Below are 22,810 nucleotides of genomic sequence, written 5' to 3'. Positions count from 1 at the left end.
GATACGGACATGGCGGCCTACTTTTCATTCCAATGGCATATAACGGATGAATGCGATCAGAGATGTAAGCACTGCTACATCTACTCGGCAGGAAATCATACCTGTCTGCAGTCTATGAACTGGAAACAGATGGAGGATACGTTCTATAACTGCCTTGATTTCTGTGAAATGTATGGCCGCACGCCGTATTTCTACATCACGGGCGGAGATCCGATCCTGCATCCGGATTTCTGGAGACTTCTGTCATTGATGAAGGAACATGATATCAAGTTTACGATCCTGGGGAATCCTTTCCACTTAAACGATCAGGTCTGTATGGAACTTAAAGGGTATGGGTGCGAGAAGTACCAGCTTTCCCTTGACGGGCTTCGTGAAACTCATGACTGGTTCAGAAAGCCGGGGTCCTTTGACTGTACGCTTGAAAAGATCACCTGTATCAATAAGGCGGGAATCCGCAGCGTAATCATGACTACGGTTTCAAAAACAAACCGCATGGAGGTTCCGGGTATCATAGATGCAGCAGTTAAGGCAGGTGCAAACGTATTTGCTTTTTCAAGATATGTGCCAAGTGGCGGTGAACTGGATGCATCCATGACCGCGCAGGAATACAGAGAGCTTCTGACTGTATGTGACAAGAAATTCAAAGAATATGAAGCGGAAGGATGTGATACCTACTTTAACAAGAAAGACCACCTTTGGACGCTATATGAATATGAAAACGGAGAGTATAAGATCCCAGAGAATGTAAAAGAGGGAATGATCTACGGTGGATGCAACTGTGGCAACTGCCATATCACGATCCTTCCAAACGGTGATATATATGCCTGCCGCAGAGTGGCAGAGAGCAAAGTCGGAAATGTCTTCGAGGACAGACTTGTGGATGTGTGGGTATGTAGAATGGAAAGCTACAGAGAGTATGAGAAGTTCAGCAAGTGCTCCAAGTGCGAACTAAAGCCCTGGTGCAGGGGGTGTCCTGCAGTAGCAAAGGGCACATACGGAGATTTTTATGCTGCGGATCCGCAGTGCTGGAAAATAAGGAACGAGATCACAGGGGAGGTGTTACCATGTTGATGGATATCATAAAGAGCAGACATTCGATCAGGAAATATACGGACGAACAGATCAGCCGTGAGGATCTTGAGAAGATTCTGGAAGCCGGAAATTATGCACCTAATGCGGGCGGAGGACAACGCAGCATGATGGTGGCTCTTCACAATTGGGAGCTTACAAGAAAGCTAGGTGTCATGAATCTTGCAAAGTTCAACAGAGGGAACCTTGTTGGATCTTATGTGTCGAAGGAGCAGCCCAGTGTTATCGATGATCCGACAATGAAGGACGGATTTTACGGGGCACCGACGGTTGTTGCTATCTTTTCACAGGGGAATTTCCTGTTTAAGACTGCGGACGCTTTCTGTATGGCCGAAAACATCGTTCTGCAGGCTACGGAACTGGGTATCGCCTCCTGTATCATTTCCAGAGGCGAAGAGACTTTTGACAGCGAAGAAGGACGGGCACTCATGAAAGAATGGGGCGTTCCCGATAATTATATATGTCAGGGCTTTGTGATCCTCGGATATATTGACGGAGACCAGCCGGTCAGCAAGCCGAGAAAGCCCGGAAGAGTACAGATCATAGAGTAAGAAGGTGATGGCATGGAACTGGCAGAGAAGAGAGAATACCTGATAAAGACACTTTTGGCTGAACAGCCGAAGTACAGAGGCATGGAAATCCCTGAAGAAGCCGGAGAACAGAAACGACTTCTCAGGAGCCTCTTTAATGTGCGCATGCCGGGTAAGATCAGTGAGGATTTTCTGAAGATCCAGGATGAATACCTTCAGGAGGTGGCGTTAGAAAAAGGGATTACGGATCTTAAAGATCTGCAGTCGATTGAAGAAGGTATCTATCTCTGGCAGGGTGATATCACAACGCTTCGGTGTGATGCAATCGTCAATGCAGCTAACAGCGGGATGACAGGCTGCTACCAGCCTTGCCATAACTGTATCGATAACTGTATCCATACATATGCAGGTATCAGGCTCAGAAATGCCTGTGCTGACATCATGGAAAAGCAGGGGTATGAGGAGCCGACAGGACAGGCAAAGATCACACCGGGTTTCAATCTTCCATGTAAATATGTTCTGCATACTGTCGGACCCATTGTGAGCGGAACTTTAACAACAGAGCATGAAGAACTTCTTGCATCATGTTACAGATCATGTCTGGAACTGGCGGATAAGAATGGCGTGAAGAGTATTGCATTCTGCTGTATTTCAACAGGTGTATTCATGTTCCCGAATGAAAGAGCTGCACAGATCGCAGTTCAGACTGTAAGGGAATACAGGAATGAACTTGGTAATGGAATGGAGGTGATTTTTAATGTTTGGAAGGATATCGACTATGAAATCTACCGGGAACTACTCAGATGAGATAAAGAAACTTAAGAAGGCCATAGAAGAAGCGGATTCCGTTGTAATCGGAGCAGGAGCGGGACTTTCGACCTCTGCCGGTTTTGTTTATAACGGAGAGCGTTTTGAGAAGTATTTCTCTGAGTATGGGAAGAAATATGGCTTTCAGGATATGTACTCCGGCGGTTTCTATCCTTATGAGACTCCGGAAGAAATGTGGGCTTACTGGTCGAAGTTCATCTTTGTCAACAGATATATGGATGCCCCGAAGCCGGTGTATGAGCATCTGCATTCTTTGGTAAAGGATAAGGATCATTTCGTTATCACAACGAATGTCGATCATTGTTTCCAAAAAGCTGGTTTTGATAAGAAGAGACTGTTTTATACCCAGGGGGATTACGGACTCTTCCAGTGTAGTGAACCGTGTTCGGATGAGACCTATGAAAATAAAGAGATGGTCAGAAACATGGCAGAGCAGCAGAAGGACATGAAGATCCCGGCGGAACTGATACCGAAATGTCCGAAATGTGGGAAACCTCTTACGATGAATCTAAGGTCGGACGATAAATTTGTTGAGGATAAAGGCTGGCATGAGGCGGCGAGGAGATATCGTGATTTTCTGCAAAGCCATGACGGAAAGATCCTGTATCTGGAACTGGGTGTAGGTTATAATACTCCCGGTATCATCAAGTATCCTTTCTGGCAGATGACTTCTGACAATCCGGATGCTGTCTATGCCTGTGTGAATTTTGGTGAAGCAGTCTGTCCTGAGGATATCAGAGAACAGGCCATATGCATCGATGGGGATATCGGGCAGGTGATAGAAAAACTAAGGAAGTGATTTCATGATCATAAATACAGGGATGCGCACGGACATACCGGCGTTCTATCATGAATGGCTGATAAACAGAATAAAAGAAGGCTTTGTGCTGGTACGCAATCCCTATAACCCTTCACAGGTGACAAGATACAGTCTGTCTTACGAGGTTGTGGATGATAAACATTCTGTGGATTGGCATATCACTCAGTTTGAACAGATGGCTACTATGCTGTCAGGATATACGAAGACCTGCGTGATCAGCTTTATTGATATCTATAAGAAGGTGGAGCGGAACTTCCCGGAAGCAAGGGAGGTTTTTAAGAAGGCGACATGGCTCTTTTTAGCTTCTAAGGGGTGCCATAAAACAAATGATTTTCGCTACAGTTTTTGTGGTATATGAGTTGATTTATTTACTGTAAGGATATACAATGTATATACACAAAGGAGGTATTGCTTATGCAGGCTCAAGTTAAAGCATGGGGAAATAGTCAGGGAATTAGAATACCCAAAGAAGTGCTTCAGGAAGCAGCTATTTCAGTTGATGATGTTCTCGATGTCAAGGTATCTAATGGCATGATTATGCTGGTTAAACCATTTAGACATAAGTCATTAGAGGAACGTGCTGCAGAGTATGGTGGGCAGCTCCATTTAGATGGTGAATTTGACTGGGGTGAACCGGTAGGAAGAGAGATTTGGTAATGAAGGAAGAGTTACACCAGGGGGATATACTTAAGATTGAGCATATCAAGAAGCCGGTTCTTGTTGTAAGTAAGGATTTTTTCAACCAGACATATGAGATAATTGGCTGTCCTATTTTCGAAAAAGGAGAAGCAGGGCCACTTCACATATATATCAAGACAGATGATGTTGAAGGATATGTACAGTGTGAAAAAATGTCGCTTCTTGATATGAATGTAAGAGGATATTCAAAAATAGATAGGATACATTATCCTGACATTATAAACATAACAGATGCTATTCAGGGAATCTTTGACTACATCTAATATAGTTCGCTTTAAATCAAACAAAAAAGAAGGAGAAAATGTAGGGAATACTAGCATTTTTTCTTTCTTTTTTGTTATAATCTCTTCATTGATTTAAAGCGATAAAAGGAAGGGACTTTTTTATGGGTGAAACAGTAAGATTTGCATGGAGCTTTATACCGGAATATATTCTAGTTTTTCATTCGAAAGAGTTTGGATGAATAAGAGGGATTATGACAAAAGTATTTTTTGTAAGGCATGCAGAACCAAATTATGACAATTATGATGACAGATCTCGTGAGTTAAGTCCGCGAGGAATGGAAGACAGGAAAAAATATAGTAGTTGGATGCCATGGATTGTGGTATTTAGTTTTGATGAGCTTGGAAATTGTGTGGACATCAAACGCCATTCTGTGTGATAGACAAAAAGTGTACAAAGGGTGAGGACGTATTGTGAAGATATATTTTGCGAGGCATGGACAAACAGATTGGAATATATTAGGAAAAGTTCAAGGTACGACTGATATTCCTTTGAATGAGAATGGAATAGCGCAGGCGCAACTTCTTTGCAAGAATCTTGAAGATAGAGATATTTCTTTTGAAAAGATATACACCAGCTATCAGGCTAGAGCAGTAAAAACTGCGCAGATAGTAGATGAGTATTTCCATACAGGATATGAAATAGTTAGAGGCCTGGAAGAAATGAATCTGGGATTGTTTGAAGGGCATACTTGGGATAAAATCCTTTCTTTATATTCTGAAGAACATAAACTGTGGCTATCAAATAAAAGGTACAATCGTAGTCCTGGTGGTGAATCATACCAAATGGTAATGGAGAGATTATTCAATGCGCTGGATTATATTCTTGGGCAACATGATGCTTCTTCAGACAAAAACCTGCTTATAATATCGCACGGTGCTGTCATTATGACGCTTCTTGCTATGAAAAGAAATATACCATTTGAGGAGTCGCATACGATAGAGGTTGATAATGCATCGCCTATAGAATTCAGTATCGAGGAACTGAAAGATATAAGAACACGGCTTTAATGGAGATGGTATGACTGGAATCCTTCCGTACAGTATTCGAAAAGACAAACGAGGAAAAGGCTATGTTGAATAATGGGGCATATATAGCGGGAGAGGATTCGGAGCATTACTTGTTGAGAATCAAGAAATAACTTCCAGGATAATTTAGAACAAGAATCGGGATTAGTAGACGGAGGAGACTATGTTAAATGATTGGTCCCATGGTCTTGGGTGGATTGCCTGGAATGAAGACGCAGATGAAAGACGGGCATATATGGAAAAATATATGCAGACAGTCATTAATGGATACCGGACTGAGTGTACCATAACCGATGAAGAACTTGAGCATCTGGAAATGATGGTCAATGCAGTATTGATGGAAAATATCATTGATGTCTTTGAGGTAAAGAAGGCTTCCGGCGAAGATTTCGTTTTCGATGAGGAAGAAAGCTACAATGTGAAGTGCCTTGTGGAGGGGCTTAGCTGGTTTGGCTTCTACAGTGATATTTTTGATAGCGAATCACCTTTTGAGGTAGAGATATAAGATTACAGTAAAACGCTCCATCTGCCAGGGAGTTGGTGCATAATTTAAAACGTCTCCCTTACCTGTGCCAGGAATTTTTCTGCAATAGGTGTGAAGGTCTGGTACTTGTTCCAGATAAGATATAGCTTTGTTTCCTGCTTGGGAGAAAGTGGACGGAATACAAGGTCGCTTTCTTCGGAGCAGTCTATCAGATGCTCAAAGGTCAGAAGTATACCCAGGCCTTCCTTGGCAAACATTGATGCATTATAAGAAAGACGGAAGGAACCTTCCAGGTGGAGCTTGGAAAAATTCTCCCCGGACCATTCCGGGATCTCGATATTCCAGCTTTGTTCAGAGCAGAAGAGTGGCTGTCCTATAAGGTCGGCTACTTTTATGCTCTTTTTCTTTGCCAGGGGATGACTCTTTAAAATAATAGCACCCCAGCGGTCAGTATCAGGGAATGTGACATAGTCATATTTATCTTTGTTAGGTGTTTCGCAGATTACGCCAAAATCCAGTAACCCCTTATCAAGCTTTTCTGTTACCTGCTCAGTATCACCGCTGGTGATGTGGTAGGTGAAGGAAGGATATCTGTCTTTTAGCTTTTTAATCTCTCGGGCAAGATGACAGATCTGATAGGATTCCGCCAGACCAAAGTATATGTCTCCACCTGTGATATCATCCAAGGAGACAAATTCCTGCTCGATCTTATCTGCCATTAAAACAAGATCCTCAGCACGGTCACGCAGTAGCATTCCTTCATCTGTGAGTTTGATGGAAAAACTATGCCTTGTGAATAGTTTTTTTCCAAGTTCTTCCTCAAGGCTCTTTAATGCCTTGGAAAGAGTAGGCTGTGTGACATGGAGTAAAGATTACAGCGAATACTATAAGGGCAGGGCATATCATGAAAGATCCCTTAACTCCAATGACGGATGGAATGTGATCGGATGTGAGTCTTTTATGAATCAGCCTATCCTTAAGTATTCAAATGAGATCAGAAGCGCAGTGCTCATTATTCATGGAGAGGAGGCGCATTCCTGCTATTTCTCGAAGGATGCCTATGCAAATATGATAAAGGACAGCAAGTATACGGATAATAAGGAACTCATGATCATTCCGGATGCTGTTCATACTGATTTGTATGATAATCTCGATGTGATCCCATTTAACCATATCGAAGAGTTTGTAAGGAAATATGTATAAAGATAGGACCATGATCGACAGGACTAATTCTCTATATCCAAGGGATTACAAGTTCAGAGAGGTTTATCTGTTATCAACTGCGGCAGAGGATGAAGATTATACAGATGAAAAAGCTGTCAGTGGTGTGAACGGCTGGATTGATTGCTTTGAAAAGGTTAAGTTCAAGGGGAAGGTTTTTGCTGGCGGCGTAAATGATCGTGGTGAGATTGCAGGGCATAAGGCGTTGAACGAGGCCTATGCTTTGGGAAAATCAATCTAAACTGCTGCGCATAAAATTCCAGTAAATATTGACAAAATAGCTTGTTACCAAGTATAGTTGATAAAACAAAATAAACAGACGCCCATTGCTACCGAGTAGTGGGATTGACGTCATTTCTTTACCGTTAGGTCTTAGCAGGTAAGGAAATGGCGTATTTTAATTTCAGACCTACGGAGGTTTCTATGAAGTGGATTTATTTGTTTATTGCAGGTGCTCTTGAGGTTACGTGGGCTGTAACCATGAAGATGTCGAACGGTTTTACATTGCTGATACCATCTATTATTACAGGCATAGGATATATAGCCAGTGCAGTATTTCTTTCGATAGCGCTGAAACAACTGCCGCTTGGAACGGCTTATGCTATGTGGACCGGAATGGGAATTGTTGGAACTACCTTGCTGGGAATATTTCTTTTTCATGAAAAGCTTTCAGTTCCACAGGTAATATGTGTTATTCTGATTGTAGTTGGAATTGCTGGACTTAAGATTTTAGCAAAAGAGTGAGGTTTACCATGTTTAGAAAGATGAGAAGATTTAATCAGCAGATTTCTGATTCAGAGTGTATAGAAATACTTGAGAACACTAAGAGGGGTGTACTTTCATTAATAGGTGATGATGGGTACCCATACGGACTTCCGATAGATCACTGGTACTGCGAAGATGATGGAAAAATCTATTTTCACGGCGCCAAAGAGGGTCATAAGATTGACTCCATAAAAGCTTGTGGTAAGGCCAGTTACTGCGTTTATGATGAAGGATTTCGTAAGGAAGGTGACTGGGCTCTTAATATAAAGAGCGTTATCACTTTTGGCAGGATCGGCCTTGTAGAAGATGAAGAAAAGGCGCGAGAAATATGCACAGCTTTGGTCAGAAAGTTTACCGATGATAAAGAATATCTGGAAAAAGAGCTAAAGAACGCATTACCGCGTGTTCAATGCCTGGAGTTTATACCTGAACATATGACTGGAAAGTTGGTTAATGAGTCATAAGTGGAGGCGCGTTATATCCGAATATATCCGTACACTTACATTTACGTTAGGTGAGTCTATGAGGTCTATGAGTATTGCACCACACTCATAACTATTCGCAAAACGCAGATTTATCGAATTGTATACTAATATATTGTACAAAATACTATATATTTATATTATCACCCAGGACTTATGTTGTAAAGTCTCTGGGTGTTTTTCCTTGCAGATTTTTAAGAGTTCCCAGTATAGCTCCGTTGCTGCCACCCTTGTCATCAGCTGCCTTGGAACGCGCAAAAGCAAGAAGTGTTACAAACAAAAGGTCCAGATTCTGCTCCTTGGTCCACAAACGATAGAATCCATCAACAGGTATCGCAGCTGCCAATTTATGATCTGCTGCATCATCTTCATGAGGATATTGGCTTGTCTGCTCAGCCCGCGCAATCTCTACACCATCACGGGAAATAACATATTTCATCCCCACAATTGTAGCGTCTCCAGCTGTATAACTTGTATCGACAGATATACCATTTTCCTTAAGATGCTTCCATACATCGACACCATCAAACTCAAAGGTGCTATGGTTATCCAGTATGATCGAGCTCCATTGTGACTCCTCTTCGTGTCCCACAAGATGTGATGTGGTAGTTCCATGCTCATGGTCTATAAAGTCAAATTTATAAGCATTAGCTAAAGAGAATTTGCTCATTTTGGCTTCATAGAGCACCTTCCTGTTTCCATCTTCAATACGATGCCCATATTTTGCAGTACCAAGATCAGTAAGAAAGTACAGTTCTCTTTCATCGCCCTTTACTGAAGGAGCATATCCGGTATAACCTCCTTCTTCCTGAAGCTTTTTTATCTCCTTTTTATCCTTGCCTCCAATTATGCTGGAAACAATTACAATTAGTAAAAGAACTCCGCCTGCTACCATGGCATAAATGCTCATCCAGCTTTTAATATGGAACTCTGCAGGATTCTCAGGGTTATATAAAATGGTGACAGTTTTCCCAAGAGAATCGGCGCCTACAGCCTCCTGTGCCCTGTCTGCGTATGTTACGCCATCAACTGAATATTCCACAGTAGCCCAATAAGTAGGATCATCACCGGTGGTATCCTCCTCAACGTCTATGATTGATCCCTGCGTCTGTATAAAGCCCCGTGACTGAAAAAAAGTGATATACACACCAAAAATAAATATGACAGCCGAAAATACTGCTATAAAATATTTGAATTTAATTCCACGTACTGAAAACATCTGCCACCTCCATGTTATTTAGATATTAATAACATTATAACATTTATGCGTTTAGCAATTGGCTTAAAATTTTATTAATTGTTAGTAAAAAACAAGAATGATCAGCCTAATAAACTGAGGGTATTCAAAGTTTTTGAGGGTCTAGTTTGAGGGTCTGTCGTGAGGGGCTACTTTGAGGGTCTGGTTTGAGGGTTTGGTTTGAGGGTCTACCGTGATAATAAACAAAACCAGGGGTAATCAGTTATTGAAACTAACTAATCCTGGTTCTTTTAATGTAGGGATCATTCCCTGCACTTCCCCCTTCTCTTATGATGTTTCTTGGACAAAAATATCAAAGGAGGATACATGAATAGTATCACAGATTTACTGGACCTTGAAGATAACGATGTGATCATCAGCAACATCGATGTCCAAGGTCAGACCAAAGTCCTTACGCTTGAAACACCACCAACAGCTCATTTCTGTCCTGTATGCGGCTTCAGGATGTACTCTCGTGGCGTAAAGAAAAGGACTATCAACCATCCAATTCTACAGGATAATTACTCTTTCGTTCTTATCCTTAAGCAGCGAAGATGGCGCTGCATCAATCCAGACTGTCACTACAGCACCAACGAATCCTTTAAGTTCGTGAATAAAAGCCGCAGGATGTCTAACGCTACTGAAATGCTCATAGTAAGCGCCTACAAAGATCTCATGGAGTCATCTACATCAATTGCAAAGAGATTCAATGTCTCAGATACGTTCGCACATGAGGTATTTGACCGGTATGTGAAGCTTGACCGCCTTTCTCTGACAGATGCCATATCAGTTGATGAGGTCTTTCTGGACATGGATGATTATTGTAAGTACGCTCTTGTCATACAGGATTTCCATACAGGTGATCCTATAGATCTGCTCAGAAGCCGTCGCACAAATGTCACTGAACCCTATTTCACATCCATTCCCATAGAAGAACGTCTTGAAGTCAGATATCTGATCTCAGATATGTATAACCCCTACATTGCCTATGTTGTTAGATATCTCTTTTAAGGACGATAAGTACTTCTCTTTTTCTGGTTTATCAGAACCATTGATAACTCTGTTAAACATCCATAGTGTATGAACCGTTGGTTTTCGTATAACTGACTCATGTAGTAGCTGTTCATATCCGCTCTGGTAATACTTTTCCACGTAATGAACTATCGGCCCAGGCATGCCATAATCAATATCCGGATTGTTTTCCATAAACGTCAAAATCATCGTGACATACTCAATAGAATCATCTTCTGTTTTTATTTTGGATATTATCTCATCCGTCAGATAAAAGTCTTCTGAGATAATTGCCGCTGTAAGTTCCTTATAGTATTTCATCACGTATCCCTCATTTCTCCAGATATCTTATCTAACTGAAACAATCCAATCCCCTGCTTATGCCATGCACTATAGGGATAATCTATTTTAGCAAAAACAGAATCCAAGTATGTATTATCATAAATTGATCTACTAGCGCTCTCTACTCCAACAAGTTCATGCAGTAATGCATATTTAACTATATCCTCATTATCAGTAACAAAAGAGTAAATCTTCTTTCCCCGCTCATGTGTGAATATTTCTGCAGTTTGTTCTTTCCCATCAACAGACATAAGCATGAACAATGTTGTGATTGGTCTATCCATCTATTACCTCTTTCTTACAGGAATCCAAAGTTCACAGAAGAGGTCCTCATGCTCACTATCAAAGTAAAGCTCGTAATCAGTCTCTTCAGATGCTTCGTAGCCGGATTGTGGAAGGAACTCTTTATAAAACTGAGACCAGGTTTTAGCTATGCAGTCTCCGTTTTCACCCTTACACTCAAAAACTACATATGTACCTGGATTGACATCCCAGATTCTAAAGCCTGCTTTCTTGATTTCTTCCGGATTGTAATCGGCAGTATCCTCATCAACGATGATTCCAATACCATAATCAAAAGTATCAGAGTCTTCAGTAGTTGGTGAGCATAGCCCGTATAGGTCACGTTTTCCATCCTCCCTAAGCATCCATATAGGAGAAAGCATCTGCTTGGCATTGCACTCTGCCCAGAAATCCGCCACATCATGATTGGCCTCATCATTTATGATTTCTGTTTTAAAACTCCTTACCAATGCTATAAATTTCTTCGCTTCTGCCTTTACGATTTTGTATTCCATTGTTTTTCCTCCATCTACTGTAATTTTTATTACAAGAGGATTGAAAAGTACTAATTTGGCATTACCTTCCCTGGCAACACTGGGTGATATGCCATGGAAACGGGTAAAAGCCTTGGTGAAACTTTCCGGTGTATCGTACCCATACTTCAGTGCAATATCGGTGATTCTGATATCAGTATCTACGATTTCTCTTCCGGCCAGAGATAATCTTCGATTTCGGATATAAGCATTCGCCGTGGTTCCTGTCAGAAAGCTGAAAGCTCTATGAAACTCATAGCTTGAAATGTGCACATGCTTTGCAACATCTTCATAATTGATCTCTTCGAGAAGATGCTCTTCCATATAGGTAATTGCCTTTTGCAATGACGATATCCACTCCATACTTTTTTCTCCTGTTGATGCAATTATAGATGGGATGAAGAAATGTTACATTTCCTACTTTGCGTAGTTTTGTCAGCTATAGTAACAGTTCGAAAAGCCACGATTTGTATTTAGTAAAACTCAGTTAGCCTTCTATCCAATTCCCTGATTTCACCAGAAGTAATTTCTCTTAATAGCTTTATTTCTTCGATCTCTTCTCTATCGATTCGTAATTCTTCTATTTGCGACAGATACTCTTTTCCTAAAGATACTCCATAAATTGCGCCGTATTCTTCTCGGATCTTATCACTAAAGTAATCTGGCTGTATTTCAAAGTGAGCAAGCCCCAACCATTCCGGATCACATTCTATTCCAAGTTCCTCTTTTGCTTCACGAATCATTGTGGTCCGTAAATCCTCGCCCGGCTCTGGACAACCGCCAAATATTTCCCAAGCTTTTCTCCAATGATTAAATCCCATGAGATAGTCATCCTCTATTTTTACAACAAGAAGACAAACTGTTATTGGAGTATAATCTAAAGAGGCTTTATCTTCAGAAATATTGATAAATTCGAGCAACTTGTTTCCTGCCTGATCAATTGCCAACATAAAATTACCCTTTCATATCAGCTACAAACTGTCCTACATTCTTTCAATCCCTATTATACATAAACCCAAAGTGTAACGAAAATCATTTGTTTTTCGATACACGAAAAGCATAGAAATACCATCCCCCTAACATAAAAAAAAATAGAGTTATGGGGATGGTATAATCATGTGAATAGATCCTCCATTACTATCTGATTATCCACAATATTGCTATTTGCATTCTTCTTTATGCCATTTATGGTTACAAATGTACATCTAAGGTCTTTTTTTGTCTTCACCTGATTCTTGAATGAACTTGTTCTTTTTCTAATCTTGTCTGAATAGGCCTTATCTATTGTGTATTCGTCAGAAGAGTACTTCATTTCACACAAGTTCATCACATTATCATTTCGATCGATAATAAGATCTATTTGTCCACCATCCCATTCATTGCCATCTTTATCTGTATAGGCTTTACTGCTCCATGCATAAGCATTGCTTAAAATACCACTAATACCAAGTTTCTGTTTTATCTGTTGAATATGATGCAGGCACACTTGTTCAAATGCATATCCAGACCAAGCATTTTTCTTCCCAGTATTACCAAGGTTGGTCCAAAACTGTTCATCTTGACCATCGTTCTTCTGAACAAACCTTAAATAAAACAAAGAAAACAAATCTGTCAATTGATATACCTTTGAACGCTCTTTTTTTACCGGATCCGAATAGCATCTGATAAAATCACATGAGTTAAGGTTTTCTAGAATAGTTGTTAACTCTCCGCCTTCTATCTTAGTACCATCCAGTATTTCTTCTCTGGTAAGTCCACAGAGCTTAGTTGCCAGGAGTTCTATCACTTTCCTATAATTCACGCTATCCTTAAACAACGATCTGAACAGGAATTCATACTCTGTTCTCAGTGGAGCACCAACCGAAAAGAAAAGAGTATCCACATTTACAGAAAGAGGCTGATCATTATCCAGCATATTTAGGTAAAATGGAATCCCTCCAAATATCATATATGCGTTAAGAACCTGTAACTTCCCATATTTCATTTTCTTAACTTTGTTAAGGTATTCCTCTGTTTCTTTCAGAGAAAATGGAGATAAATAGACAGGTCGGGTTATTCTTCCATATAAGCCCCCTCTATCACCTATCAGCTTATCTAGCATCCAAGTGGTTGCCGAGCCACAAACAAAGAGCTTTAAAATAGGATCTTTAATCCCCCAAGTATTTATAAAATAGGAGAAAGCACTTAAGAAATTACTCTTAGGCGTATCCATCCAAGGAAGTTCGTCAAGGAACACAACAACCTTTTTTTTCTTAGTTGATAATAGATACTGCTTTAAATTATCAAATGCCTCGAACCAGTCCTTAGGGGTCTTGCCTTTAGAACCTGTTCGTGCATCTATATTTCTCTGGAATTGACTGCGCTGATCTTTTGCTGGCGTTTTATGCATGCCTACATATTCGAAGTCAAAAAATTTCTCCATAGTCTCACGTATCAGGAATGTCTTTCCTACACGTCTTCTGCCATAAACAGCAACCAGCTCTGTTTTATCTGACTCATAATACTTTTGCAATATTTCTATTTCTTTGTCACGGCCTATAAAATTTTTGTCCATATATATTCAATCTCCATTTATTATATTGAAACGCGTGATTATTCACCATTTTCTTCCATTTATTATAAAAAACAATTGGCCAAAAATCAATTATACCATCCCCATAACTCAATAAAAAATAGAGTTATGGGGATGGTATAATTGATACCTTTAATATTTTCCCTCTACGGAAATATGACAAGCACCGGTGCCAAATGGATGATGCTCAGGATGACCTGTCAGAAAGATTCTATGTAGAAAATAATGAAGCTGATAACTCATCCCTGACTGAGATAACCAAAAAGTATTCTGATCTGTCCAAACCAAAACAGGTCTTTGTAATGAATTGTCTGGATCACCTGTTAGAAATGCAGGAAGAAAATGCATAAAACCAGCATCTGCCAATAATAAAAAAAGCTACTCAAAATATTTTTGCCACAAATATTTCCTGCTCGTATAAATATATAGAACATCAAAAATACAGCAGTCCAAGTAGCTTATGTTTTACAGAAGGCGAGCCGTATTTATAGGAAACATCCCAGCAAAGGTAGCGATGCTTTACCAAAGTATAGAGATGGATCTTAAGTTCTTATGAGAGGGAAAAAAGATACTGGGAGCTGCTTATGCCTAGCTCAGAGGTATCAATAGAATATCTACAGCGAGAATAGCGGATGCTTTATTCAAGCCAAGGGATGAGTTACTAGCGCCTGTCCGAAAGGATGGGCGCTAGTATCGTTTATACCTGAAACTGGACTTGAATTCAAACCGATCTCTAAAAACGAAATCCTGCAGGAACATCTAGCGCCTCAGTATAGTATCTGTCAAAATCCTTCTACGTAATATACATCCACATTACCAATAATGTTTCAAGTATATAATAGCTTGGCTTCAATAATCATGTAGTTACTATGTTTCTAATCTTAAAAAACACTTTAGAAGTGCCAACAGCAGTATCTATTGACATCGGTATAACTTCTCCCTGAATCTTCAAAGGCTTCTGTATATCCTTAAATACCATTTTAGGAATCTGCATACAGTTATCCTTCATAAACCCAACACACCAATTGTCGTCTCGTAAATCTTTTTTGTCTTTTATCGGCTCAGAGCTTAATAACACTGCAGACCACTCTTCGCCTTCCACATCCATCGTGATATTTCTTTTCCCACGTACCTTCTTAAAAAAATCGTGATAAATAAAAGCATTTATAACGACTGAATCTTCTTTATTTTCAAATACCGTTCCAAAGTCAGCCGCTTTTTTACGCATTAACTTCCCATGTTCGTAGTAAAGAGATCTCTGCACTCCCACACTAGCAGAGACCATAAATCCTCCACCAATATTATTTAATCCACCTGCCTTATGGCTCACGTATTCCCAATCTATGTAAATCGGAGATCCCTCTTTAGCTTTAAGTGCACCAAAAACAAAAGAACCTTCAATTGAGTTATGGCAGACATCCAGACGTTTCCATAAAAAACCTCGTTCCTTACATTTACGATATAGCTCTTTGGAAATCACATCATAAAAACAATAGTTAGTACTATATTCTCCCTCATGCAAAACGCTATCATAGATTAAAGCCCAAGGTATATCTTCTGCTAACTTAATATCTGGTTTGTAAGCATTTAAATCAACATACATATGCTGCTCATAAGAAAACTCTGTTATACCTGCCACTCTTTCAGTAGGTACGAAAAAATCTCTCTCTCGATCCATACATCCATAGCGTAAAACAACAAAGCTGTCCTCATCATTACAATCACCTTTTTTCAGGTCTTCCTTCAAAGATTTTCCATCAATACGTCCATCACATTCTCCACATAAAGAAATTCCATCAGTAAGTGTTATAACAATAATTTTATTATTCAAATCAGAATTTTCACCAAAGAGAGTATCCAATTCCTCTCTGGGCATTGCTTCAAACAACATGGCTAACTACCCCCATACACATTATTTATATGTTTTTTATACTTAGTCTAGAAATAGACAAGCTGCATCATTAAAAGTCTCTAATGCGCCTAAAATCAAGTATATAGTATTGTCAGTTGCTTTTACAGCGCTTTTTTTCTATGTTTTTAACATATAAGCCCCTGTGGGCGTTGCCTGGGAAGGGTGTCGGGAAACGGGTAAGGGGGTCATGGGGTTCCCCAATATGTTCAATGGCGCGCTTTATATTCCTCTCCGCGCCTTCCATTTTTCTTTTTCGTCAGGACAGTGAGACCTATAAGTAAAAAAACAAGTCCCAAAATGATGTACAGCCCAGGGAAAATAAGCTGTGCAAGAGCTATGCCCCCAACATCAGTAGAAAACTGGGCCCTGTAATTTATAAACTTTAGCTCCACCCACGCATAAAAGACAGTCACTGCAACCGTGCAAAGAGAGTAGATCCATCTCTTACGCAAAAGGACCATCATAATAATGCAAAAAGCAGGAATCAGTACATATCCCCACCCTTCAATCCGTATGATAATATCTGTAAATACATCTGTCATAAACATCCCCCCATCCAAAAAACTCTGCATCATCTGAAGATCACAAAGCACAGTACAAGAAAAAGCATAAGTCCAAGGCCAGCGCCGTACTGACCAAGGATTATTGACATGTCCTGAGAGCAGTTATCTCCCCGTAGCCTACTATGGATACATTTATCCGGAGCATCAGGACATATATATACAGCCTTTTTAGCACCTATCCTGTAAAGTGGCTTATCTGCCTTTACATGCACCATCTCTATTGCCGATCTTGAAGTGTACCAGTGACGGTTATAGCGATACCTGAAAACAGGTGTATAAATGTAGATCCAGTTGACTTTCTCCTTCCTTACAGTTATCTCCATATCAACAAGCTCTCCTACAACCTTTTTAGTACAGCTATAATTCAGTCTCAAAAGAGTAAGAAAATGTAAAAAACAATAAAGAAAACCGCACATCGCGCATATAATAGCCAGATATGCAAGTACCTTGTCACACATAGTCTGTATCTATTTTTCTCCTTTTTTCCATTTCCTTTTCGTTTCTTGAAACAGAAACACCAAAAAGCAAAGTTACAGGCATAATAGTTGCAACAAGTACCAACATCATTATTAATTTAGCAGTCATAATCATAGATCTCCTTATGGATATCAAGTATAATGCCGCTTTTGGTAAGAATATATATGGACAGGAGAAAATTAAGAGGCGCTATTTCACGGTATCCACTCATTACAGAGGCCAATGCTCACTATATACTTAGTACATACCCTAGTTGAGGATACATACACACCCCCTACTTAAACGAAAAGGAGCAGAATTCCCCAGATTTCTGCTCCTTTCTAGCGTTATCATCTCAAAAAATCCCCATACTCATGTCTATACAGCCATGTATTTAGACTGAACATCTATCACAAGAAGCGCCTTAGCCATCAGACTCTCCAATCTCTTCTTTTGTATATGCCAGGTGCCTTATATTATCTATTTCTGAAGGACATAGCATCTTTATCTCATTTGCATCAACAAGTCTGAAACCATCATAAGTAAATTTTGGCGTTGTTGCGCAGGACATAAAAAAGAGAACGGTCGCCCGCTCCCTATTTTTTTGATTCAGGATTATTTAACCGGAACGCAATGCTTATCGTTGATTTCGCAGACTTTCTGCACTCTTCGTCTATATTTTTCTTCCATTAGAGGCTCGGTGCTCAGCCATGTCTTAACTATCTCCATAGCCATAAGACCTCCAATGATCTTGGCTCCGAGGCATAAGATATTGGAATCTGTGTGCTCTCTGGCAAGTGTCGCACACAAAGGATCCTGACATACAGCCGCATAGCATCCGTTAATTTTGTTGGCTATAAGAGCACTTCCGTAACCGACTCCATCACAAAAAATGCCTCTGTCACATTCTCCCCTGGCAACTGCAAGAGACGCTGGGTAAACAAAATCTGACAGGTCACATGATTTTTCATCATATGCGCCAAAATCTTTTACTTCGTAGCCCTGCGATAAAAGGTAAGCTTTAATTTCTTCCTTCATCTGCGTACCGGCATGATCGTTTGCCATTGCGATTGTCATAGTGAACACCTCCTTAGTAGGTTATACCTGTATTTACCCTGCCTATAAAAAAATGTCAAAAATCCAGTTCTTTTTTTCTAAAGAGCAAATATGCCAAAATAATGGAAATAGCGCAGATCTTTGCAACATGCCAAATCAGTGTAAAGATTGCTGTGCCACCGGTAAGCAGCAAATCTACTTTTGCACATTCGAGGGCATGTGAAAAAACATGCCTGTCTATATGCCAGAGATTGATCACAGGAATAGCATTAAGGCCGCTTAACAGAGTATCTCCTGCAAAAAGCAGGAATGCATCCACAAGCGTTGCATAGGCAACGTTTTTACTCCAGAAAAGAATGATCATGGATATTGTTGCATAACCCAGAACGGTAAAGGCATTGGTTAGAATCGTGCTATATAAAAAGCTGCTTTCCGCAACATTCATCTTCGCTCCCGTTATCAGACCTGTAACAGTGATAAAAAGAGTATAGATTCCATATGAAATAAAGGTTACGATTACACAATTAATGAACTTGGCAATAAGGAGTCTCCTTCGTGAAATCCCTCTTCCAATAAGACACTGCATAGAATTTGACGTGAATTCATCGGCATATACGCTCACGTATATTGCAATTCCTATAAACAGATTCATTGTGTTTATAGCTGTTCCCTGACTAGAAGCAAATGAAAAGCCACTTAAGTCCCCGTCATTGTTTGACTGAATAGTCCAAAAGAGTGAAATAAGGAGGCAAATTCCAAGTACGATCCAATATGACGGTTTTCTCAGGATTCTTTTCACATCTGCGAAAATTAGATTTTTCAAAAGTCAAACTCCTTTCTCCGGAAAAAATAAGTCGTAATCGCCAGTGCCGCCAAAAGATAACAGATAGCAGGCAGAAGCTGCCATGGGACTGTTCCCACTTCTATTCCGGTATATGCCCAATCAAGCAACCCATCATAGGTATAATCGTATAATGAAAGGGAAGAAAAAAATTCTACTATGTTAAACACCAGTTTAAACACAACCGTAAACGCGATACATGCGATGATTCCAAGAACTGTAGAACCGGAAATGTACATGATCATGGCAGAAAAGACAATGTAGCCAAAATGTCTAAGCCACCTCAGGATGATATATATAATAAGATTTACCTGTTGCTGCGGGCTTAATACAATTGCCGATTCTGTATTTATTACAATGAGAGCCGCTATAATTATGACCAGATACAGGCAAAGAAGTAGAATGGCAGCATCAAGGAGCTTGGCAATTATGAGCTTATTCCTAGTTATACCATGACCAAGCACTGTCTGCATGGATTTTGAAGATAACTCATGCGCAAAAACAGCATAGAATGTCGGGAATACTATGAAAAGAGCCATAGGTGCTCCGCTAAGTGATTTCTGCACTCCATTTATTAGTCCGATTGAGCCATCATTTACAACACCTTCAAGTACTGCATATGAAATATAGATCAGCGCAAGCAAAAGACCTCCATAGATAAGGCCAACCCGAAAGATACGTTTCAAATCTGCTCTTAACAAATTTCTCATTCTGCTGATCCTCCAATGAGTTCAAAGTAATAATCTTCCAGAGTAACTTTCTCTTTTCCTTCTTTTAGGATATCAATTCCATTTTCTGCAAGAATACTCTTGGCTCTTTCCAAATTTCCTGCAGAAACTGTAAGTTCTACTTCAGGGCGCTTCGCAGAAAGGTCATCCTGTGTGATCTCTTTTGCTATAACTCCATTGTGTACTATGCCGAAACGATCTGCGGTATTTTCCAGTTCACCAAGAATATGGCTTGACACTATGACTGTCATACCAAACTCATCCCTGAATCGCCGTATCATGTGGCGGATATCGGCTATGCCCTGAGGATCCAGACCGTTGGTTGGCTCGTCGAGGATGAGTATATCTGGATTACCAAGGATTGCATTGCCTATTCCAAGACGCTGTTTCATTCCAAGGGAATATCCTTTTGCTTTCTGATTTTCCTTACCGCCTGTAAGGCCCACGACATTTAGAACACGATCAACCTCCTGTTTTAGCGCTTTTCCCTTGAGTCCCTTTGCAGCTGCATAGTATTCAAGGTTTGCTTTCCCGGAAAGATAACCGTAGAAATTAGACCCTACAAAAAATCCAACCTTTGACCTGTTTGCAAAGAGTTCTTTTCGATTTTGTGAGCCAGCTATGGAAACACTGCCGGAAGTGTATTCTGACAATCCAAGGATCATCTTAAATATTGTGGTTTTTCCTGCACCATTTTTGCCCACCAGACCGTAGATGTCGCCTTTATTAACCTGCATGGTTACCCCTTTTAGTACGTCATGCTTGCCGTAGCTTTTGATTATATTATCAAGCCTTATTGCTGCATTTGAAGTCTCTGATCCCATAATTAGTCTCCTTCCTGAATAAGACATCACCAGACACATACTCTTTTTTCTGGGCTTAGGTACATTCCATCTCCCGGCTTAATATCATAGGTTTCGATGAATTCATCATATTGTTGAAGCATAATGTTTATTCTGTGAAATGGAAGTGGATGTATGTCAGCTTTCATTGTGCCAAGTTCGTTTTCCTTAGTTGTCTGCTGCGCATATTGCCTTGCAAAGGCTCTGAAAAACTCGTCATAATCAAAATCAGGCAAATCTTTTGCCACATATAGAACTGACTTGATGCCGCCCATATCGGCTATGGCTTCATCTTTTATGCTGCTTCCATTTACTTTTTGTTGTCCGGGAATAGGTCTTGCCAGTGAGAAATAGCCTGCTAGTTTTGATGCCTTTTCATCCATCTTTGACCTGTCCTCTACAGCCATCCAGTCGATGGCTTTTATATTTTCATCAAACTGCCGTCCGTACAGGTCAAACTTTGTTCCGTTAGAATCAAATCCATGAGTTATCTCATGACCAATAGTAGTTCCTACGATTCCTGCAAACTGTTCAAGTGATGAAGCATCTCCGAATGCGGCATCGCACATGGCCAGATAACCCGCCATTATATAGATGCCGTTTTCGTTTGTATAATAAACACAGTTAACCTCGGTAGTAGTTCTACCTGCATCATAAATATCCCATTTGAACCTGTCCCAATCAGGATTCTTACTTTTTTCTGCCATGTGAGCTTCCAACATGCGTCTGCCCTCAGCAGCAGCTTCAACTAAGTTGCCTCCTTCTTCGTAGGATTTTATTTCTGCTAATGAGTAATCAGCGACATTATCAGGTTTTATGAGGTGTAGAGCCATGTTTTGCAGTTTTTCTTTTGCAGCTGTTTTTGTACCATCTGACATCCAGTCTTCTTCATCTAGTATTTTTAAATAAGCCTTTATAAGTGCGTCAGTAAATTCTTTTACCTGATCTGTTTTTTCGCTGTCCTTATAGTATTTTTCCAGGTATAACGTATCCAATAATGGAAGAAAACCACAGATTTTCATATCATTTCTAAAGAGGACGCTAAGCTGGCCATCTGAAAATTCCTCATGGCTTCCGGCGCCCTGGTTATATAGCGCAACCATCTTTTCATATGATTCGCGGTCAAGAAGATACTTGGTCGAATCGATGGTATGGACTATAAGAAATGACTTGATATCCTTAAGATTCTTTTCTGTATAAATCCCAGACAGGGATTTGAGATATGTGTAATCCACATAAAAACTATTGCATCCGGAATAGCCCCTGCTATCCAGGATCTGTAAGAGCGGATAAGCCCCCTGCAAGGCACCTATCCCTTCTCTGTTGTTTTGAGCCTTTGTAAACATTTCATTTACGCCGAAGTAATCTATATTACTGTTTCTGGCGATAAAAGTTTCTATTCTGTAATTTCCTTTTAAAGTATCTTTGATTTCTTTTTCAGAAAAACCGATTCTTCCAAGAAAATATCCAATTACATCATCGCATCTTTCCTTGGCTGATAATGTTTTACCTGTATATTCCACATATGAAGAGACAGATCCGAGGGAAAGACTTGGAGCCGTAAGGTTTAATGTACTCCTGTCCGGGAATTGCATTTGTACTCCTGCGGATTCAGGCATAAGTAACCCGAGTTTAAAGGGATTTCTTTTGGTACTCCCCTGATATTCCGTAAGATCGCTTATAGAAGATATACTCTGTATGTCTGAAATATATTTTTTTAGAGGTTCCACTCCAAGCTTATTTCTCTCATCCCAGTTAGAGTGCAGCTTTACCAAAGTTTTGTATTTTAAAGCATTGTCGTCTGTCATAGTATCATCAGAGGCAATTGCCATACATCTTTCATAAACCAGCTTAGATGCATCAAGGACTATACTGGCCTCTTCATAAGCAGGATCCATAACTGCAGACAAAATATAGTCTTTGTTGGCAGCTGCAGCAAAGTCGTCCTGAAGACGTATGTTATCTTCAGGCTTCACCATGCCATAAACGTCAGAATCAACCCATTTACCTCCTCCGGGCACGCCGGAAAGATCTGTACTTTCTACTTTTTGAGAAGACATTCCAGAGTCTGCCGTGCTGGCTGCACTTCCACATCCAGCAGACATTACAGCCAGAGCGGCCAAAAGTATAACTGAAGTAGTTTTTCTAATTACATTCCATTTTTTGCCTATCATTAGCTAATCTTCTCCTAACGCCGTTTTACCTTG

31 protein-coding genes and 1 pseudogene are annotated in these 22,810 nt (G+C 40.2%); 16 read left to right on the top strand and 16 right to left on the bottom strand.

Annotation, left to right across the window (positions count from 1 at the left end; translation table 11 throughout):
- Nucleotides 1–9: 9 nt before the first annotated feature.
- The 10 genes from acgM to BLO53_RS02605 all read left to right on the top strand — a co-directional run bounded on the left by acgM (nt 10) and on the right by BLO53_RS02605 (nt 5,781).
- A complete protein-coding gene (gene acgM / locus BLO53_RS02650) occupies nt 10–1,071 on the top strand; it encodes a radical SAM/SPASM domain protein, ACGX system (RefSeq protein WP_092058980.1) in 1,062 nt (353 codons plus the stop codon).
- Nucleotides 1,065–1,640, top strand: a complete 576-nt coding sequence (locus BLO53_RS02645; protein WP_207648457.1) for a nitroreductase family protein — start codon at nt 1,065–1,067, stop codon at nt 1,638–1,640. The genes acgM and BLO53_RS02645 overlap by 7 nt, the downstream gene beginning before the upstream one ends.
- Before the next feature lie 12 nt (nt 1,641–1,652).
- On the top strand, nt 1,653–2,426 hold the full coding sequence (locus tag BLO53_RS02640) for a protein-ADP-ribose hydrolase (RefSeq protein ID WP_092058979.1): 774 nt from the start codon (nt 1,653–1,655) through the stop codon (nt 2,424–2,426).
- Nucleotides 2,377–3,246: an SIR2 family NAD-dependent protein deacylase gene (locus BLO53_RS02635; protein ID WP_442857210.1), complete on the top strand. Its 870-nt coding sequence runs from the start codon at nt 2,377–2,379 to the stop codon at nt 3,244–3,246. The genes BLO53_RS02640 and BLO53_RS02635 overlap by 50 nt, the downstream gene beginning before the upstream one ends.
- A gap of 4 nt (nt 3,247–3,250) precedes the next feature.
- Nucleotides 3,251–3,625: a DUF1848 family protein gene (locus BLO53_RS02630; RefSeq protein ID WP_330388788.1), complete on the top strand. Its 375-nt coding sequence runs from the start codon at nt 3,251–3,253 to the stop codon at nt 3,623–3,625.
- Between the two features lie 56 nt (nt 3,626–3,681).
- On the top strand, nt 3,682–3,924 hold the full coding sequence (locus BLO53_RS02625; RefSeq protein ID WP_092058977.1) for an AbrB/MazE/SpoVT family DNA-binding domain-containing protein: 243 nt from the start codon (nt 3,682–3,684) through the stop codon (nt 3,922–3,924).
- Entirely contained in the window at nt 3,924–4,229 is a 306-nt protein-coding gene (locus tag BLO53_RS02620) for a type II toxin-antitoxin system PemK/MazF family toxin (protein ID WP_092058976.1), read from the top strand. Before BLO53_RS02625 ends, BLO53_RS02620 begins: the two co-directional genes overlap by 1 nt.
- Nucleotides 4,230–4,441: 212 nt before the next feature.
- Nucleotides 4,442–4,627, top strand: coding sequence for a hypothetical protein (locus tag BLO53_RS02615; protein WP_092058974.1), 186 nt, complete (start codon nt 4,442–4,444; stop codon nt 4,625–4,627).
- Between the two features lie 34 nt (nt 4,628–4,661).
- Nucleotides 4,662–5,258 carry a histidine phosphatase family protein gene (locus BLO53_RS02610; protein WP_092058972.1) on the top strand — a complete coding sequence of 199 codons (597 nt, stop codon included), beginning with the start codon at nt 4,662–4,664 and terminating at the stop codon, nt 5,256–5,258.
- 181 nt (nt 5,259–5,439) lie between these two features.
- A complete protein-coding gene (locus tag BLO53_RS02605) occupies nt 5,440–5,781 on the top strand; it encodes a hypothetical protein (protein WP_092058970.1) in 342 nt (113 codons plus the stop codon).
- 44 nt (nt 5,782–5,825) lie between these two features.
- On the opposite strand, the gene BLO53_RS02600 is transcribed toward BLO53_RS02605, so the two are convergent.
- The gene (locus tag BLO53_RS02600; protein ID WP_242875276.1) at nt 5,826–6,479 is read right to left on the bottom strand and encodes a LysR family transcriptional regulator substrate-binding protein; all 654 of its coding nucleotides are present in this window, start codon (nt 6,477–6,479) and stop codon (nt 5,826–5,828) included.
- A gap of 148 nt (nt 6,480–6,627) precedes the next feature.
- Between BLO53_RS02600 and BLO53_RS02595 the strand changes: the two are divergent.
- The 4 genes and pseudogenes from BLO53_RS02595 to BLO53_RS02580 all read left to right on the top strand — a co-directional run.
- Nucleotides 6,628–6,963 (top strand): annotated as a pseudogene (locus tag BLO53_RS02595) (alpha/beta hydrolase); the annotation flags it as partial.
- Entirely contained in the window at nt 6,956–7,222 is a 267-nt protein-coding gene (locus tag BLO53_RS02590) for a hypothetical protein (RefSeq protein WP_092058968.1), read from the top strand. The pseudogene BLO53_RS02595 and the gene BLO53_RS02590, both read left to right, overlap by 8 nt.
- A gap of 182 nt (nt 7,223–7,404) precedes the next feature.
- Nucleotides 7,405–7,725, top strand: a complete 321-nt coding sequence (locus BLO53_RS02585; RefSeq protein ID WP_092058966.1) for a DMT family transporter — start codon at nt 7,405–7,407, stop codon at nt 7,723–7,725.
- Between the two features lie 8 nt (nt 7,726–7,733).
- On the top strand, nt 7,734–8,210 hold the full coding sequence (locus BLO53_RS02580) for a pyridoxamine 5'-phosphate oxidase family protein (RefSeq protein WP_092058964.1): 477 nt from the start codon (nt 7,734–7,736) through the stop codon (nt 8,208–8,210).
- A gap of 172 nt (nt 8,211–8,382) precedes the next feature.
- Here the strand turns inward: BLO53_RS02580 and BLO53_RS02575 are convergent, their stop codons facing one another.
- On the bottom strand, nt 8,383–9,447 hold the full coding sequence (locus BLO53_RS02575; protein ID WP_092058962.1) for a DUF3592 domain-containing protein: 1,065 nt from the start codon (nt 9,445–9,447) through the stop codon (nt 8,383–8,385).
- A 345-nt stretch (nt 9,448–9,792) separates the two neighbouring features.
- Here BLO53_RS02575 and BLO53_RS02570 point away from each other — a divergent pair, with 345 nt between their 5' ends.
- Complete coding sequence (locus tag BLO53_RS02570; RefSeq protein ID WP_092058960.1) at nt 9,793–10,476, top strand: transposase; 684 nt, start codon at nt 9,793–9,795, stop codon at nt 10,474–10,476.
- Here BLO53_RS02570 and BLO53_RS02565 read toward each other — a convergent pair.
- The 5 genes from BLO53_RS02565 to BLO53_RS02545 form a co-directional block, all read right to left on the bottom strand.
- A complete protein-coding gene (locus tag BLO53_RS02565) occupies nt 10,426–10,797 on the bottom strand; it encodes a hypothetical protein (RefSeq protein ID WP_092058958.1) in 372 nt (123 codons plus the stop codon). The genes BLO53_RS02570 and BLO53_RS02565 overlap by 51 nt on opposite strands.
- Nucleotides 10,797–11,102, bottom strand: a complete 306-nt coding sequence (locus BLO53_RS02560) for a hypothetical protein (RefSeq protein WP_092058956.1) — start codon at nt 11,100–11,102, stop codon at nt 10,797–10,799. The genes BLO53_RS02565 and BLO53_RS02560 overlap by 1 nt, the downstream gene beginning before the upstream one ends.
- A gap of 3 nt (nt 11,103–11,105) precedes the next feature.
- Nucleotides 11,106–11,996, bottom strand: a complete 891-nt coding sequence (locus BLO53_RS02555; protein WP_092058954.1) for an AraC family transcriptional regulator — start codon at nt 11,994–11,996, stop codon at nt 11,106–11,108.
- Between the two features lie 110 nt (nt 11,997–12,106).
- Entirely contained in the window at nt 12,107–12,583 is a 477-nt protein-coding gene (locus tag BLO53_RS02550; protein ID WP_092058952.1) for an NUDIX hydrolase, read from the bottom strand.
- Nucleotides 12,584–12,747: 164 nt separating this feature from the next.
- Entirely contained in the window at nt 12,748–14,187 is a 1,440-nt protein-coding gene (locus BLO53_RS02545; protein ID WP_092058950.1) for an AAA family ATPase, read from the bottom strand.
- 194 nt (nt 14,188–14,381) lie between these two features.
- Between BLO53_RS02545 and BLO53_RS19070 the strand changes: the two genes are divergently transcribed.
- Complete coding sequence (locus tag BLO53_RS19070) at nt 14,382–14,555, top strand: hypothetical protein (RefSeq protein ID WP_176757132.1); 174 nt, start codon at nt 14,382–14,384, stop codon at nt 14,553–14,555.
- 506 nt (nt 14,556–15,061) lie between these two features.
- Here the strand turns inward: BLO53_RS19070 and BLO53_RS02540 are convergent.
- From BLO53_RS02540 to BLO53_RS02505, 9 genes are all read right to left on the bottom strand, one after another.
- Nucleotides 15,062–16,096 carry a hypothetical protein gene (locus BLO53_RS02540; protein WP_092058948.1) on the bottom strand — a complete coding sequence of 345 codons (1,035 nt, stop codon included), beginning with the start codon at nt 16,094–16,096 and terminating at the stop codon, nt 15,062–15,064.
- 227 nt (nt 16,097–16,323) lie between these two features.
- On the bottom strand, nt 16,324–16,659 hold the full coding sequence (locus BLO53_RS02535; protein WP_092058946.1) for a hypothetical protein: 336 nt from the start codon (nt 16,657–16,659) through the stop codon (nt 16,324–16,326).
- A 29-nt stretch (nt 16,660–16,688) separates the two neighbouring features.
- On the bottom strand, nt 16,689–17,003 hold the full coding sequence (locus BLO53_RS02530; protein ID WP_442857209.1) for a hypothetical protein: 315 nt from the start codon (nt 17,001–17,003) through the stop codon (nt 16,689–16,691).
- A 127-nt stretch (nt 17,004–17,130) separates the two neighbouring features.
- On the bottom strand, nt 17,131–17,265 hold the full coding sequence (locus BLO53_RS19750; RefSeq protein ID WP_255363868.1) for a hypothetical protein: 135 nt from the start codon (nt 17,263–17,265) through the stop codon (nt 17,131–17,133).
- Nucleotides 17,266–17,751: 486 nt separating this feature from the next.
- Complete coding sequence (locus tag BLO53_RS02525; RefSeq protein WP_092058943.1) at nt 17,752–18,213, bottom strand: RpiB/LacA/LacB family sugar-phosphate isomerase; 462 nt, start codon at nt 18,211–18,213, stop codon at nt 17,752–17,754.
- Nucleotides 18,214–18,268: 55 nt separating this feature from the next.
- A complete protein-coding gene (locus tag BLO53_RS02520) occupies nt 18,269–19,015 on the bottom strand; it encodes an ABC transporter permease (RefSeq protein ID WP_092058941.1) in 747 nt (248 codons plus the stop codon).
- Nucleotides 19,012–19,743 carry a hypothetical protein gene (locus tag BLO53_RS02515; RefSeq protein WP_092058939.1) on the bottom strand — a complete coding sequence of 244 codons (732 nt, stop codon included), beginning with the start codon at nt 19,741–19,743 and terminating at the stop codon, nt 19,012–19,014. The genes BLO53_RS02520 and BLO53_RS02515 overlap by 4 nt, the downstream gene beginning before the upstream one ends.
- Entirely contained in the window at nt 19,740–20,585 is an 846-nt protein-coding gene (locus BLO53_RS02510; protein ID WP_176757130.1) for an ABC transporter ATP-binding protein, read from the bottom strand. The genes BLO53_RS02515 and BLO53_RS02510 overlap by 4 nt, the downstream gene beginning before the upstream one ends.
- Nucleotides 20,586–20,611: 26 nt before the next feature.
- Nucleotides 20,612–22,777: a M13 family metallopeptidase gene (locus BLO53_RS02505; RefSeq protein WP_092058935.1), complete on the bottom strand. Its 2,166-nt coding sequence runs from the start codon at nt 22,775–22,777 to the stop codon at nt 20,612–20,614.
- Nucleotides 22,778–22,810 lie beyond the last annotated feature (33 nt).

The sequence above is a fragment of the Butyrivibrio sp. INlla14 genome (assembly GCF_900102515.1).
Taxonomy (GTDB): Bacteria; Bacillota; Clostridia; order Lachnospirales; family Lachnospiraceae; genus Butyrivibrio.
This window is presented reverse-complemented; position numbering and strand designations above follow the sequence as displayed.